Annotated in this window: 13 protein-coding genes and 1 pseudogene; 5 read left to right on the top strand and 9 right to left on the bottom strand. The window is 59.7% G+C overall.

Annotated elements, in window-relative coordinates; all coding sequences use genetic code 11:
• Positions 1-21 precede the first annotated feature (21 nt).
• From QFZ94_RS36435 to QFZ94_RS36450, 4 genes are all read left to right on the top strand, one after another.
• Positions 22-897, top strand: a complete 876-nt coding sequence (locus QFZ94_RS36435; protein ID WP_429462869.1) for an amidohydrolase family protein — start codon at positions 22-24, stop codon at positions 895-897.
• A gap of 185 nt (positions 898-1,082) precedes the next feature.
• Positions 1,083-1,355 carry a metal/formaldehyde-sensitive transcriptional repressor gene (locus QFZ94_RS36440; RefSeq protein WP_368585032.1) on the top strand — a complete coding sequence of 91 codons (273 nt, stop codon included), beginning with the start codon at positions 1,083-1,085 and terminating at the stop codon, positions 1,353-1,355.
• Between the two features lie 7 nt (positions 1,356-1,362).
• The gene (dmeF, locus tag QFZ94_RS36445) at positions 1,363-2,649 is read left to right on the top strand and encodes a CDF family Co(II)/Ni(II) efflux transporter DmeF (protein ID WP_429462870.1); all 1,287 of its coding nucleotides are present in this window, start codon (positions 1,363-1,365) and stop codon (positions 2,647-2,649) included.
• Between the two features lie 3 nt (positions 2,650-2,652).
• Positions 2,653-2,853, top strand: a complete 201-nt coding sequence (locus QFZ94_RS36450) for a DUF1289 domain-containing protein (RefSeq protein ID WP_429462871.1) — start codon at positions 2,653-2,655, stop codon at positions 2,851-2,853.
• A gap of 55 nt (positions 2,854-2,908) precedes the next feature.
• On the opposite strand, the gene QFZ94_RS36455 is transcribed toward QFZ94_RS36450, so the two are convergent.
• A complete protein-coding gene (locus QFZ94_RS36455; RefSeq protein ID WP_429455971.1) occupies positions 2,909-4,069 on the bottom strand; it encodes an IS30 family transposase in 1,161 nt (386 codons plus the stop codon).
• 272 nt (positions 4,070-4,341) lie between these two features.
• Here QFZ94_RS36455 and QFZ94_RS36460 point away from each other — a divergent pair.
• A pseudogene (locus QFZ94_RS36460) lies at positions 4,342-5,208 on the top strand (MFS transporter); the annotation flags it as partial.
• A gap of 135 nt (positions 5,209-5,343) precedes the next feature.
• Here the strand turns inward: QFZ94_RS36460 and adhP are convergent.
• From adhP to QFZ94_RS36500, 8 genes are all read right to left on the bottom strand, one after another.
• Positions 5,344-6,369 carry an alcohol dehydrogenase AdhP gene (gene adhP, locus QFZ94_RS36465; protein ID WP_429462872.1) on the bottom strand — a complete coding sequence of 342 codons (1,026 nt, stop codon included), beginning with the start codon at positions 6,367-6,369 and terminating at the stop codon, positions 5,344-5,346.
• A 101-nt stretch (positions 6,370-6,470) separates the two neighbouring features.
• The gene (locus QFZ94_RS36470) at positions 6,471-7,145 is read right to left on the bottom strand and encodes a TetR/AcrR family transcriptional regulator (RefSeq protein ID WP_368585044.1); all 675 of its coding nucleotides are present in this window, start codon (positions 7,143-7,145) and stop codon (positions 6,471-6,473) included.
• A 22-nt stretch (positions 7,146-7,167) separates the two neighbouring features.
• Positions 7,168-8,031 (bottom strand): 4Fe-4S dicluster domain-containing protein, encoded by an 864-nt coding sequence (locus QFZ94_RS36475; protein WP_368585045.1) that lies wholly within the window; start codon positions 8,029-8,031, stop codon positions 7,168-7,170.
• Positions 8,032-8,042: 11 nt separating this feature from the next.
• Entirely contained in the window at positions 8,043-11,021 is a 2,979-nt protein-coding gene (locus QFZ94_RS36480) for a molybdopterin-dependent oxidoreductase (RefSeq protein ID WP_429462873.1), read from the bottom strand.
• Between the two features lie 225 nt (positions 11,022-11,246).
• Positions 11,247-11,984, bottom strand: a complete 738-nt coding sequence (locus tag QFZ94_RS36485) for an OmpW/AlkL family protein (protein ID WP_368585091.1) — start codon at positions 11,982-11,984, stop codon at positions 11,247-11,249.
• Positions 11,985-12,271: 287 nt separating this feature from the next.
• Positions 12,272-12,511: a hypothetical protein gene (locus tag QFZ94_RS36490; RefSeq protein ID WP_429462874.1), complete on the bottom strand. Its 240-nt coding sequence runs from the start codon at positions 12,509-12,511 to the stop codon at positions 12,272-12,274.
• A 55-nt stretch (positions 12,512-12,566) separates the two neighbouring features.
• Positions 12,567-14,546, bottom strand: coding sequence for an acyl-CoA synthetase (locus QFZ94_RS36495; RefSeq protein WP_429462875.1), 1,980 nt, complete (start codon positions 14,544-14,546; stop codon positions 12,567-12,569).
• A complete protein-coding gene (locus QFZ94_RS36500; RefSeq protein WP_429462876.1) occupies positions 14,543-15,499 on the bottom strand; it encodes a fumarylacetoacetate hydrolase family protein in 957 nt (318 codons plus the stop codon). Before QFZ94_RS36500 ends, QFZ94_RS36495 begins: the two co-directional genes overlap by 4 nt.
• Between the last annotated feature and the right edge of the window lie 12 nt (positions 15,500-15,511).

A 15,511-nucleotide genomic window follows, 5' to 3' on the forward strand; every position in this document is an offset into this window, starting at 1 on the left:
AATGGTGATGAAGGAACGTCCATGATCGAGAAGTCGGGGATACAGGGGAGCCACCGGCAGACTGTGTATCGTCCAGCCCACATTGCATCTGTCGATACTCATGCTCACGTATTCGAGCGCGGCCTGCCGCTCGCCGAAAAGCGTCGCTACGTGCCCGACTACGACGCCACGCTCGACGCATACCTTGCCCAACTGGACACGCACGGCGTATCGCACGGCGTGCTTGTGCAGCCCAGCTTTCTCGGCACAGATTGCAGCTATATGCTCGATGCGTTGCGCCGCGCGCCGCAGCGGCTACGCGGTGTCGCCGTGATCGAGCGTGATTGTCGGATCGACACGCTGACGGAGATGGCGAATGCGGGCATTGCAGGGATTCGGCTGAACCTGATCGGACATGCCGATCAGCCGCTCGACAGATGGGTGAGCGCGCAAACGCTCGCCCATGTCCGCGATCTGAAATGGCATGTCGAAGTGCATGCGGAAGCTGCGCGGCTGCAGGGCATCGTCGAGCCGCTTCTGGACGCTGGCATGAATGTCGTTGTCGATCACTTCGGCAGGCCCGATCCGGATATCGGTGTAAGAGACGTAGGCTTTCGCCGTCTTCTTGAACTGGCTGACACGCAGCGTGTGTGGGTGAAGATCTCGGCCGCGTACCGGAATCGACGGCAGTTTCGACCGGATGACCATGATGCGCAGGAAGCATTTCATTTTCTGAAAGCGGCTTTTGGCGTGCATCGCCTTATGTGGGGCAGCGACTGGCCGCATACGCAGTTTGAAGCAGACGAGGATTTTACTCACGCGCTCGAACTTCTACGCGCGCTGCTCCCTGTTGAAGAAGAGCGCAGGGTTGTTCTGGCAGACACGCCTGCAAGACTTTACATGTTCGACATTGCGTGATTCACATGGCGCATTGCAAGGGCAGGACTGGCTAGACGGGTTGACGTCTCACCCGACAGGTTGAAACATTTTTGGCGCAAAGCACTGCGCAGACAACGCTCACTTCATACCTCGCTCGAGAGCAACCTATACCCCCCGCCCCTATATGAGGTAAGATAGCCCCCTACACTATTTTGGGGCTTGCCGTGAGCCATACGATTCGTGAAAAGCAGAAGCTGCTCAACCGGGTGCGCCGCATCAAGGGCCAGGTCGAGGCCATTGAGCGGGCACTTGAAGAAGAGCGCGGATGCATGGATGTGCTCCAACTCATTACCAGTGGCCGTGGCGCGATGAACGGGCTGCTCGCCGTCGTGCTTGAGGACCACATTCGCACCCATCTGGTCGATGCAGAACCGGCTGACGAACATGGCAGCGGGACCGAGCAATTGATCGAAGTAGTCCACAGCTACTTCAAGTGAGAGAAGCATGAGCAAGTTCGAAGACGCCGCCTTCGGGGCGGGACATGACCACATCTTCCTGGGCGCTGCCCACCAGGAAAACGAGCGCAGGACGTGGATGGTGATTGCGCTGTGCAGCGCGATGATGGTGGCTGAAATAGTCGGTGGGAGTCTGTTTGGCTCGCTGGCGCTCGTCGCCGACGGTCTGCACATGTCGACACACGCTGGCGCGATGCTCATCGCCGCTTTGGCTTATACCTACGCCCGCAAGCACGCTGGCGATAACCGCTTCGTATTTGGCACCGGCAAACTGGGAGATCTCGCGGGTTTTACCAGTGCGATTGTACTCGCGATGATCGCGCTGCTGATCGCGTACGAAGCTACTTCGCGCTTTCTCTCGCCCGTGCCGATCCAGTTTGGTCAGGCGATCCCCATCGCCGTGCTCGGACTGCTGGTCAATCTTGCGAGCGTCTGGCTGCTGAGCGGCGATCACCACGGCCACAGCCATGGGCATAGCCACGGACACCGTCATGGCCACGGTCACGAGGACGAACACAGTCACGAGGGAGAGGTGCATCGCATCTTCGGTAGCGCTGGCGTATTCGCCCTATCGGTCTTCGAAGACGGTGTTCCGCCCGTCTTCCGCATTACGCCCGAAGCGGCTTCCTCAAAACTGAACGCCAATGCTGTTTCGGTAACGACGATCCGCCCCGACGGCACGCACCAGACCTTCGCGTTTGCCGACCGCGGTGGCTATCTGGAGTCCAAGGAGGACATTCCCGAGCCGCATGCATTCAGGGCCGTTGTCCAGCTGCCCGATGGTGAACATCATGTCGAGTTCGAGGAACACGAGCACGATCATGAAGCTCAGTCAGCCGCGAACCGTGACCACAACATCCGCTCGGCCTACATTCACGTCATTGCCGACGCAGCGGTTTCCGTGCTGGCGATCATCGGCCTGCTGCTCGCGCGTGCGTTCGGCTGGGTCTGGATGGACCCGCTTGCAGGTGTAATCGGCGCACTGGTGATTGCGAACTGGTCGTGGGGCTTGATGCGCGACACGGGCGGTATCCTGCTCGACATGAATGTGGACAAGCGGATGACCGACAACGTCCGTCATGTCATCGAAGACAACGGCGACACCGTGCTTGACCTCCACGTCTGGCGCGTCGGTCCGGGGCATATGAGCGCGATCGTTTCGGTGGCCACCGATGAAGTGCGGCGCAACCCGGGCTTCTACCGCACAGCACTCAAGCGTTTCAAGGGACTGTCGCATGTGACCATCGAAGTGAACCCGACCGGCGTCGTAGTCTGAGCGATGGCAGTCAAATCGCCATGCATCGATGTCTGTGCGTTCGATGGCAAGACCGGTCTTTGCATCGGCTGCTTTCGGACGCTCGATGAAACCCGGGGCTGGAAGAAGATGACGGACCACCGGCGTCATCAGATACTCAATGAGAAGACCCGGCGACAGGAGAAGGTCGCACGCGAGGTGCAGGTCGCTAAGGTGACAAGCTGAAGGAATAGACCTGTTGCCCGGCACTGCCTGGGATGTCCGAAGTACACCGGCGGATTCAACCGGTCGATGCAATAGTTTGGTTAAACCGCTCGGCTGGCGTTTCGTAATTCAGTGTCTTCCTCGGACGTTCATTGAGCCGTCTCGCCACAGCATTGAGCCTAGTCTGTGAATACACCGACAGGTCGGTACCTTTCGGGAAGTATTGCCTCAACAGTCCATTCGTGTTCTCGTTCGACCCACGCTGCCAGGGATGTTGTGGGTCGCAGAAGTAGACGGCAATGTCCGTGGCAACAGTAAAGCGTTTGTGGCTGGCCATCTCAGTGCCGCGATCCCAGGTTAGCGATTTGTAGAGTTCCTGGGGCAATTTGCAGGCATGTTTGATGAGCGCATCGGCAACCACCTCGCTGTCCTTGCTGGCAATCTTCACCAGCATCACATAGCGTGTCTGGCGCTCGACGAGCGTCGCAATCTGGCTGCTCCCGCTGCCGCAAAGCAGATCACCCTCCCAATGTCCCGGCACTGCGCGGTCCTCGATCGTGGCTGGACGTTCGCTGATCGACACCGTGTCGCGGATCCTGCCGTGGTCGCCCGTCTTCTGCGTGTAATGGCGGGAACGCCGCATGACCCGGGTACGCCGCAAATGTTCGAGCAATTCCTTCTTCAAGACACCACGGGCCTGGATGAAGAGACTGCGGTAGATGGTCTCGTGTGACACGTGGTAATCCTCGTTGTCCGGGTACGCGCGCCTGAGCCATCCCGCGATCTGCTCGGGCGACCACTCCAGTTGAAGTTTGTCTGCCACGATGCGTGCCAACATCCGGTGTTCGACCAGCTTACAGACTTTGGGCCGCTGCGCCCGATCCCAGGCAAGCTGATCGGCGTGACTTGCCCGATAGCCATCCTGCCCACTGTTGCGTTTGATCTCGCGGCAGATGGTAGAGGGAGCCCGCGCAAGCCGACTGGCGATTGACTGGATCGAATCGCCAGCAACAAGCGCGCTCGATATCTCTTCCCGCTCGGCTAATGTTAGCGCCAGCCGCGAACGATGTCGCTTTGCCGGCGGGATTCCACCGGCTTCGCCGATGATCCGCTGCACGGACGAGTGGTGGCGATCGAAGAGCTGGGCGATATGCTCGAGAGACTCACCCTTTCGCCAGCGCTCCCACATCAGCGCTTTCTGCTTCTCGCTGTAGTAAATCCGGTGTCGCTGTTTCATTTGCAACACTCCCGCCGCTCATGCAGCGTTCATTGTGTTGCATCGACCGGTTGAATCCGCCACCAAATTCCGGCCGTTCGAGCGGGGAGTAAGTATAAAGGAAAAGAATCGCCGCCTGTATCGTGGTCCATAAGCGAACGCCTTTAGGCACATTGAGCCACGTTTCGACTCGTCTTTAGCTCGATAAGAAATACCGCAAGAACATACAAACTTCCATCCACCGGATCTCCTTAGGCGGCCAGCAAAATGTAAGCTATTGCCGATCGAGCGAACACGTGGGCGTCCTGCTCGCCACTTTCGTCAACCTCGGCATCCAGAGCTACCTCTCGAGCGCGGACGCGGCGGCCTATGGCTGGCGGATCGCGTTCCTGTTCGGCGGATTCTGTGGGCTCTTGTCCTACTGGATGCGCCGCAATCTGGACGAGTCCCCCGAGTTCAAGGAGATGCATGGCGCCGTCGCCAGGCAACCATTTCGCGAGACGCTGCGACATCATGGAAAAGCTGTCGCCGCGGGAGCGCTCACTATCGCTGTGATGGCCGGCGTCAACGGCATCCTCTACGGTCACATGCCGGCCTTTCTGGTTCAACAATTGCACTATGCGCCCCAGAAGGCGGCGATCGCCCAGAATGCCTATCTGGTCGTCAGCTCGTTCGGTCTGCTCGCTGCGGGCTGGCTGGGAGACAAGATTGCGCGCCGATACCTGCTGCGAACGTCAGCGGCGCTGCTGATTGTGCTGAGCTACCCGTTCTATTGGGCGCTTGTGAATCACACTGTCGATCCGGTCGTTTTATTCGTTCTCGCCGCGGTGGTCTTTTCACTGGCAAGCGGTACGTGGCCCTCTGTCCTCGCCGATCAGTTCCCCGTCCAGGTACGATTCAGCGGGATCGCCCTTGCGTACAACATTTCGGTGGTCGTATTCAGCGGCTTTGCACCGCTGCTCGCCACCATGCTGGTTCGCGCGACAGGATCATTGACAGCACCAGCCTACTACGTCGTAGGAACATGTGCGGTCGCTCTGCTGGCGAGCTTTGCATTGCCCCGGCACAGTCTGCGGCCCATTTCAGCGCGACATTGGCTGAGGGCGCGCGCAGCCGCCCCGGCTGTCTCGCGGGAGGACTCGCACGCGCGCACCGATTGACGTGCAACTTGTGAAGACTACTCGTGCGGCACCGTGCCGATCTGACATGGATCAATGCCTTCGTTCGTCTGGTCAACGATGAGCCGTCAACTGGACGCGCACGGCGCGCGATACCGGCACAAGGCAGTGGCTCATTCAAAGTTCCGTGAGTACGATCCGGCCGTCGACCTTGCCTTCGCGCAATGCGGTGAACACTTCGTTAATGTTCTCTAGCCGCTCATGGTGGATATGTGCGCGCACTTTTCCCTCGGCCGCGAAATCGAGCGATTCCTGCAGGTCGCGACGCGTGCCCACGATGGAACCGCGAACCGTGATGCCATTCAGTACCGTTGAAAAGATCGGCAGAGGAAAGTCGCCGGGCGGCAGGCCGTTGAGCGCGACGGTACCGCCGCGGCGCACCATGCCGAGCGCTTGCGCGAACGCGCCGCGCGAGACAGCGGTCACGAGAACGCCATGTGCGCCACCGATCTGTTTCTGGACCTCGCTCGCAGGATCGGACGTCGAGGCGTCGATGGTGATTTGCGCGCCGAGTTTGCGCGCAAGTTCCAGCTTGTCGGGCGCGACATCCACGGCAACGACATGCAGGCCCATCGCGACGGCGTACTGGACCGCGACATGACCGAGGCCGCCGATGCCCGAGATGGCGATCCACTGACCGGGCCGGGTGTCCGTGACCCGAATGCCTTTATATACGGTGACTCCGGCGCAGAGGATCGGCGCGATTTCGTCGAACGCGACCCCGTTCGGTAGATGACCTACGTAGTCCGGATCGGCGACCACGTATTCGGCGTAGCTGCCGTTCACGGAATAGCCGGTATTCTGCTGCTCGTGGCAAAGCGTCTCCCAGCCCGTCTGACAGTATTCGCAGCGACCGCATGCGGTATAGAGCCACGGCACCCCAACGCGGTCGCCTTCCTTCACGTGCGTGACTCCCGCGCCAATCGCCGCGACATGTCCGACACCCTCGTGACCAGGGATGAAAGGCAGGCGAGGCTTGACCGGCCAGTCACCATCGGCGGCATGAAGGTCGGTGTGGCAGACCCCGGAAGCCTTCACGTTGACGAGAATCTGACCCGCAGCGGGCGCAGGAACCGCCACTTCTTCTATCCGCAGCGGCTCGCCAAAGGCATGGACTACCGCAGCTTTCATGAATTGAGCCATCAGTCGCTCCTCAGTGAGTTTGTGATTCTCACGAGTATCCTCGCCAGGCCCGCTAGTGTTTTGCGATAGATCAACGTAAACGACCGTCCTAACGTATTGATCTAAGAGCGTAAGTGGAAGCGGACCGTTGCACCGACATCATCCAGCGACTCAAGTTTCTCCAGTACCGGACCTGACGAAGTGCAGGAAAACAAGGCCGCCAAAATGGCTCGAATCGAATCGTCCGTCATTCCTTCCGGATTGCACAGCCGGAAGAAACGCATGCCGTCGCAGAGGCTGAGGAGGGCCGCCGCGAGCGCTTCAGGTTGAGCAGGCCGGCCGCCGTCGCCTGGACGCACGCCTGCGCACAGACACGCGGCCAGCTTCGCCAGCTTCCTTTGCCGCAACCCGGTGACCCGCTCCCGAACCGTGCTATCGCGCGACGAGAGAAGGCCCGCTTCGACCCACAGCGGGAAGCAATCATTGTCGAATTCAGCGCAACTCAGACGCGCGAGTGCGCGACCCTTTTCCTGGTCCGGCGCGCCAGGCGATTTGATGATCGCCTGCCAGTCCGCGCACGTCTTTTCTACATCGCGTTGCAGCAATTCGAGTAGCAGTTCCTGCTGACTGCTGAAGTTTGAATAGAAGGCGCCGCGTGTGTAGCCGGCCGCCTCGGCGATGTGTTCCACACTCGTCGCGGCCAGGCCCCGCTCGATGAACGAACGGCGCGCTGCGTCGAGCAGGCGCTCTCGCGTCTGCTCTTTTTTGCATGCGCGTGTCAGGCGTACCGGCTTCATGGATGAATACAGACCGCCGGCATCAGTCCACCTCAACCGCGTTCGTCGACTGCACGAGGCCGATCTCGCCGACATACACGCTCTCGCCCAATACGCATTCGCGCAACGCATTGCCCAAGCCATGACGAATCTCGATCCGATAATGGCCGCTATCTTTGATGAGCCGCGAGAACCGGAAATCGCCGAACGCGTCGGTGACGGTTTCGGCCACCTTCCGATTGCACCAGTACAACGCAACGGCCGCATCAGCGACACACTCGACGACCTGCCCCACCTGCGCGCTGACGCTACCGCCGATAAAGCACGTCTCCCAACGATCGAGGCCGCTGTACCAGACGCGGGGACTGGTTTTTAACCTCGGTTCCAGAACTTTGAGTCCTTCCCGTCTGGCCTTCTCTGCCATCGCGGCGTCATCGAGCCTGACGGTTTCGAAAACGCCCGTTGGGCACGCCTGTTCGCATCGCGGGTGCGGCCAACCCTGATCCAGCAGATGGGCATCGAAGATCCATGTCTGCGGCAGTTGCAATGCCTCGTTCCATACGATCGCCTTGTATGGACAGGCCTTGACAAGGTCCTTTCTGCCCCGCGCCTTGTCCGGATCAATGATGACGATGCCGTCGGCGCGCTTGCGGATGGCATCGCCGCCTACACGCATGCAAGGTGCGTCGTCGCAGTGGTTGCACATCACCGGCAGGTACGTCGTCTCGACCATGTGCGAATCGCCTTGCACGCGGCGCATGATGCGAATGGCGCTTTCGGCATCCGCCGAAGCCGGTGCCGAGTAACCAGGAAACTCGTTGCCAACGTGCTCGTCGCGCGCGGCGATCACGCAGTTCTGGCAGTTCTCGCAGCGCCCGACCTTGATAACCAGATTCCACTTGCTCATGGCGTTTCTCCTCACGCTGCGCGACCGAGCAGGAACGCATCGGCGCCTTTCCATTTTTCGACCTGTACGAGGCATGAGTTCGGACTCATGCTGCTGGTGCCTGCCGTTTGCGACCGGTCGGGCGTGAGCATGTTCATGCAGCCGCCGATCTCGACACGTTCGCCGTCCACTTCGATCAACTGGAATTCCGCGCTTGCCTCATACGACTTGACGACGCCCGGGGTCAACAGAGCAGACACATCAGCCGCACAGATCACGGCGCCGCGGTCGTTGTAGACCTTGACGAGGTCGCGATGAGCAATGCCCCGCGCGGCCGCGTCTGCGAACCCAAGCCTCAGCAGCCAGAAGCGATGCCCGCCGATCAGCGCACGATGATCCTCGACGCTGTTGACTGACGAATTCTTGCCGTCGCAATGGGTATGAAAACTATAGCGGCTGTGAGTTGCTATCAGTTGCAGCGGATAGCGCCGGGCCAATTCACTGCGCAATCCCTCCCAGGACGGGATATACCGGTTCAGCGGGGGTCGCTCGGGGTTATCGGCGGTGTGCCGCTTAAGCAACTCCGGCACGAACTCGAGCTTGCCGCTCGGCGTCTGCAGGCCCATCCCGAACTTTTCGGCATACTGCGACGGCATCGGATGCGGTTCCTGCAAATCCTTACGCCGACCTTCGGCGAACCACCGCATGTCGACGGGATGGCGCAATTCGGGCTTTTCTGGCGGTACGACGAAATAGCCTTTGCGGCAGAATTCGCGCCACGTGACGTGATCCGGCAGATCCGACGACTCGAATACCCGCTTGACCCAGTCGAGTTCGCCGCAACCCTCGGTAAAGACACCGCCAAGACCAAGACGCGTCAGAATAGCGGCGAAGATATCGTAGTCCGAGCGGGATTCGCCTAGAGGCTCGATGCACTTGTGCTGCATCGTCACCATGCGATGATTGACGGTGTTGAAGCCATGATGCGCGTAGCCGCCCGAATTCGACCACTCGCCGATATCCCATCTCTCGAGCGACGTGCAAGCCGGCAGAATGATGTCGGCGAACTGCGCCTCCCCTTCCATCCAGATCGACTGGTTCACCACGAACTCGATGCTGGAATGTCGATAAGCATCCGCCCAGCATCCGGACTTCGTGACGGTGCTGAAAGCCGACCCGCCATAGCGATAGATCATGTGGATCGGTGAATAGCCCGGCATCGGGTAGCTGAACGGCGCGAACTGCGCTTCCTGAGACATACCGTCCCACAGGTATCCCGTCGCATGGCCGTTGATGATGGCATCGGGTAGCTGCTGCCGCGGGACCATCTGTTTGACGGGATTCATGGTCAGGATGTGCGGCATGCGCTGATAGTTGTTGACGGCATTGGCGGTCCACGCTAGGTCGCCGGACATCCCGCCGTCCGCGTAGCCCGGGAAATAGAAGTGGAGGTCGTGCGGAGCACCCAACTGCAGACACCCAAAATTGACGCCCGGCTTGCCCCACCCCTGCATCGCCATCATCATGATCACGCAGCGCGCCCATTGCGCCCCGGTCGCGCCGCGTCCTGCCCCGCCGAATCCCGCGCCTGTCATGCCGACAGAGAGATAGGCCTTCTTTTTCCCCCACAGGCGAGCGAGCGCCCGCACGTCCTTGGCGGGCACGCCGGTCTCGGACTGTTGCCATTCGGGCGTCTTCGGCACGCCGTCCGTATCGCCCAGCAGATAGGCGCGCCACTCGTCGAAGCCGGTCGTGCGGTTGGCAACGTAGTCCTCGTCGTATAAACCCTCCACGGCCCAAACGTACATGATCGCGGTCGCGAGAGCGGCATCGGTTTGCGGTCGCACGGGAATCCAACGCCCGCCCAGCAACTGCGCGGTCGGATTGCAGTGTGGGTCGATGTGAACGAACTCGATGCCCAGTTCTTTGGCCCACAGGCGCCGCGGCGTACCCTCGAATCCCGCATACGCGCCGTTAGTGCTTTCCGGATCGGAAGACCAGAAGACGATCATCTCGGCCTCCTTCAGGCAGTCTTCAATGCCGCCATAGCCTGACGGCACACCGACGCGCATCGAATTGCCGAAGTGATGCATCGCACCCCAGTACCAGCCTTCCCAACTGTCCGGATTCGCGGCAACCCGAGTGAAGCCAATCAGATTGGCAAAGCGGGTGAGCGCGCTGAGGTAGTAGCCGATGTTCCCCCACTGATGATGCGACGACATGGGGAACGTAATTGAGCCGGGACCGTGAACACGCTTCTGCCGGTTGATTTCTTTCGCGACGATGTCCAGCGCCTCGTCCCAGCTGATCCGCACGTAGCCCGACTTGCCGCGGTTCTGCGGATTGCGCTCGCCGTCTGCGTCGAAATCAACGCGCTTTAACGGATGAAGAATCCGTTTGTCGGAATAGACAAGCGACTTGATCGCCAATGCGTGCGGTGCAACGAGGCCTCGCCGTGGTGGGCTGAAACGTCGCCCGCGCGCCTCGATTTCCCAGCTGGCAGCGTCCTTGCCGTCCAGATCGATGGGCGTCACCCGAACGATGCGACCATCCTTCACGTACACGAACAATGGGCCACCGTTCGTGCAGGTCGTGTACCGGCGTGTGCCGTCCCGCATTGGCGTGCCCATCGGCAGTCCAATGGTTTGCATCATACTGAGCGTTTGCATGAACCACACCAGCAGTTCATCGTCGCCTTCCGTCACCACCTTGAAGTTCTTTGCCGCATGAATAATTTCAGCATGGTCCTGCCGTGGGGAAAGAAATTTCAGGGCCGTGGCGACATCCTTGAACAGGATGCTCACGTCGGCTTGCCCACGCGTGCAAGGGCGCGACCGGATGCGACCGTTCCTGATTTCGAGGACGCGGCCGACGCTCCGATCCATCAGCCCGATCCTGGCGGCAATGTCCCGCTCCTTGAGGCGCTGACGATAGGCGGGAAAACGGCGTGCCGTCAGGTCGAGTACTTTGGGCAGCGCGAACAGAATCGATTTGAGCACTTGTCGCTTCATGGTTTCACCCGAGATGAAACATTGAAGCAGGAGATAGCCAAACCGCTTGCACAACCATTACTCCCACGCGCGCGACGGAAAGCGTACGCCGTAGCGTTACGCCCATCGGGGCGTCATCAGCGTGTATCGAATGGTCGCATTTCCTCATTTTGTTGTGCATTTGAACCTCTAAACTGGTTGAACGTATTCCGCCGTGTCCGGCGCATGAAACGCTGTCCTTGTGGGCTAGAAGGTATAAGCGACATTCAGGAAGACATTTACGGGATTTATACGGATCGTCGATCTCGAAACGATTTGCGTCCCATTAGCCGTTGTCCCGTCTAGCGTAAGGTGAGTCTTTACAGGAACGTAACCGACACTCGCCCCCACGGACCAGTGATTCGTTATCGCGTAATAAGCCCCGATCTCGAATACCGGGTTCCAGGATGAACTGAGGGATCCGTGCGCCGACCCACCTGGACCGAGACTGTCAGTGACAAACTGACTGTTCGTCGTGCGCACCTGGGTGAACCAGGTATAGTTCACGCCTAGCCCAATGAAAGGACGGAACTTCGACTGGGCGGAAAGCAGGTGGTATCGAAAGACAAGCGCGGGCGGAATCGGCCGTGTCGAGCCCAGAGTGCCATACTTCGCGAGCGAGCCATCCCCGACCAGATCCACCGTGAGCGGGAGTCCGATGAGCGTCGCGATGCCGATGTGTTCGGTGACGTAATACTCGGTCGTGATCCCCATTGTGTCCGTGGACGTCGCATGCGCCCCAGTACCGGGCAGTTGCTGATTCACTGTCATCCCACCCACGCTTTCCACGGTCAGCGGCGTTGCACTGCTCTGTGGCGCGACGTGGAGCCACCCGGTCGCCACGGTGAAGCTCCCGGCCGTCTGCGCGAGCGCGTTACCAGCAAACGCGACCGCGCAGAAGCACACCGCGAAACCAGCGGCACGAACCGTTCTCCTGTCATTCATCACGTGTCTTCTCCTGTCTCATTGGCTGAATAGTTTTTTGTCGCCCTGCCGGTCACGGCGCTTCATGGGGCGCCCTTGACCGCGTGGTGTCGGCCTGACTTCGTTCGATTGCATCGAACGAAGTCAGGCGCGCTTCTTATGGAGTCGTACTAAATGAAATGACGCGCTTTCGCGCGTCTCTGATGACGCTTTTCACCGCTCTTCTTCTTCGCGCCCGCAGTAAAGGCGCCTGGCTACAGATCTATGCCTGGCGTGAGATTACGACGCGCTCTCGAGAACGGGATATGTCAGTGAGCCCGCATTGACGGGCGCGCAGCTTCCGGCGGGATCACGCGCCACGAACCATCGGAGTGCCGGAAGAAAAACAGGCCAACGCTTTCCCCTGGCAGAACCAGTTCGATGTGTACGTAGACTCCCTGATTCGACTGCGCGCGACCCCGTCGGGTAATCCGCAGCGGCGTTGCCGAAACGGAGCCGAGCCATTTTTCAACAAGCGATCGCAACGTCGCTTCCGGTGCAATACCCATCTTCGTCTCCATCCAAAAGCCACTGCTCTTGCTCGACAACCAATGCCACTGACGTTCAGGCGTGACCCGCGTTACCCCTCGAGATCGCCGGGACGGAAAGCGAAAAACCGAATGGAAAGCGCGCGAGCGTCGCGCGCGCCAGTTCTTCGAGCTCGACGCTGTTGAGCTCGACATGAGCCATCAGCCCGCGACCGGCGTCTTCGACGATGCTCACCGCTGCATCGCTGATGCCCGCCTCAACGAGCGCGGATCGCAACGCGTCCGCCATTTCTCGCCATTTCAGCGCCGGCTTGTAGATCTTGCCGACGCCTGTCAGCGGCATCGTATCGATGACGCGGATTGCCTTAGGAAGCGCAGCCCGCTCGCTAATGCAGGCGCGCAGGAATACGGCCAGTTCCGCTTCGGTTGTCGTGACGTCTGGTTTGAGCTGGACATAGGCGACCGGCAACTCCCCCGCATGCGCGTCGGGCCGGCCCACGGCGGCGGCAATCTGAACCGCGGGATGACGATGCAGGGCTTCTTCGATAGCCGCTGGGTCGATATTGTGACCGCCCCGAATGATCAGCTCCTTTTTCCGGCCCGTGAGCCAGAAGTATCCGTCGGCATCACGGCGCCCGAGATCGCCGGTATTGAGCCAACGTTCGCCGTCGCCGAGGTCCATCCAGATCCCACTGTTCTGCTCTGGCCTGGAATATCCAACGAACACATTCGGTCCGGAGATCACCAGTTGGCCGACTTCATCTGCCGCGCAATCTCGTGTATACCGGCCGGCCTCATCGGCCACTACGACCTTCATTGCCTGACCGGGAAGGCAAAGGCCAATCGAGCCCGCCCTGCGTTCACCAAGCGGCGGATTAACGCTGCTCACGCACGCTCCTTCAGTGAGTCCGTAGCCCTCGAGGATTCGAATCCCCGTGCGATGCTCGAAATTGCGAAGCAATTCGACTGGCATCGGCGCGGCGCCGCATAACCCATACTCGAGCGAACCAATATCGTGCTCGCCAATAGGAACCTCGAGCAGTGACCCATAGAGCGTTGGCACCCCGCTGAAGAAATTGATGCGGTAATGTTCAACAATTTCCCAGAAGCGCTTTACAACACCGTCGCCGCGATATCCTTGCGGTGTGCCGAGAACGACATGAGCGCCCCGCGAGAAGGCCAGCAGACCTGTCACCATCACGGCATTCACATGAAATAGCGGCAGTCCGCAAAATATCGTTTTGCCCGGACCGATGCTTTTGCCGAGAAACCGCCCCGTGTTCCACGCATTGGTAACCTCGTTGCGGTGCCGGCGCATCGCGATCTTCGGCAATCCCGTGGTGCCGCCCGTGCAAAAGCAGGACGAAATATCGTCGATCCTCGCCGAGGGCGAGTTGTCGAGCGAGATTCCGGACTCGTTCGCCATCGCGGTGCCAAAATCATGGATCCGGATCTGCGCAGGAACTGCGCTGCGCACGCCGCCTTTGCCATGCAGACTCGCGGTTTCGCCACGTTGTAGTATCCGGGCCGTCAATCCTTTTTCCCCCGGTATCCGGTCGGCCAGATTAACGAGCACGAGATCTTTTATGGCGGGGACATGATGCAACACCGCTTGCGTTTTTTGCCATAGTTCAGTGCCGGGGAACGGCGCGAGCGTTACGAGCACGCTGGCACCTGATGCCTTCAGCAATTCGCCGATGGCTTCGCTTTCAAGCAGTGGATTGATCGCGCAGACAATTCCGACCGCTTCGCCTCCCCAGATCACGAAGTGTGTCTCTGGAAGATTGGGCAGCATATAGGCGATGACAGTGTTCCTTTCCACGCCCAGCCGCGAAAACATGTTTGCGGTGCGCGTGATATCACGCAACAGGTCGCTGTATGTCCAGCACTCCGGGCTCGCATAGTCATCGGCTGTTCGAAAGAAGGAAAGCGCGGGCGCCGATGGATTGATGGCAGCGCCCCTGCAGATCATTTCGTAGGTGCTCGACGGAAGCTCCGGCACTTGTCCCAATGCTTCGATAGCGAGAACATCCTGTCCTTTTGCGGCGTCTTTCATACTGCCTCTTCAACGACGACGTTTTGCTGCACGCCCAGGTTGATTGAGCGGTCGAGGCTGACAATCCATGCCTCGACAACGTCTCCCACCTGAAGATACTGAGGCCTGTCCTCCTGCATCTTCAGGAAAAGCCGCCATTTATCCTCTTCGGACAACTGCGCCGCAGCGCGCAGCTTCTCTGGTGAAGGAATGCTCAGCGCACACCCAGATGGTGTACCGGTTGCAAGGAGGTCACCCGTGCGCAGGTCGTGCACACGGGAAAGCTCAGTCAGAGTCTCTGCCGGGCCATAGACAAGGCCAGCAGTAGTGTCGTTCTGGCGGACGGTTCCGTTGACCGTCAGCGTCAGCACGAGCTCTTTCAGCTTCGGAATGTCATGCTTCTCGAGCAGGCAAAGATAAGGGCCGACAGGGCCAAATGTCCGAAAGCTCTTGCCCTTGTAAAACTGCATCTGCGGAATCTGGATATCACGCGCTGAATAATCGTTGACGATCACAACGCCCGCGATGTACTCGTGCAGGTTTTCCTCGGTGACAGTCTCAGCCGAGGTGATATCGCGTTTGAGCACGAGACCGAGTTCGATCTCATAGTCAAGGAACCGCACCGCGCGTGGTTTCACGATGGCTGAGTCCGCCGCAACGATACAGCTCGGTGGCTTCGTGAAAATCATGTTGAACTTCTTGACGTCCGGGTCCATGCCGGACTCGATCATATGCTGGCGGTAATTCGCGCCCTGGCAGATGAACTGCTGGTCGGCGGTTATGGGCGACAGCCACTGCACCTCCGATTCGGGAATCGATGGACCGCTGAGTATCACGAGCCGCTCCACCGGATTGGCCTCGATGAACGCAGCGGTCGACTCGTACTCGCCTGGAATCGGCGTGATGGCGCCCTCCGCGACCACGCCCCACTGGGCACGGCCATGATGAAGATAATGCAGGACGTGAAGTGCCATTGTTCAATTCTC

The organism is Paraburkholderia sp. JPY465, assembly GCF_050436725.1.
Classification (GTDB): Bacteria; Pseudomonadota; Gammaproteobacteria; order Burkholderiales; family Burkholderiaceae; genus Paraburkholderia; species Paraburkholderia youngii.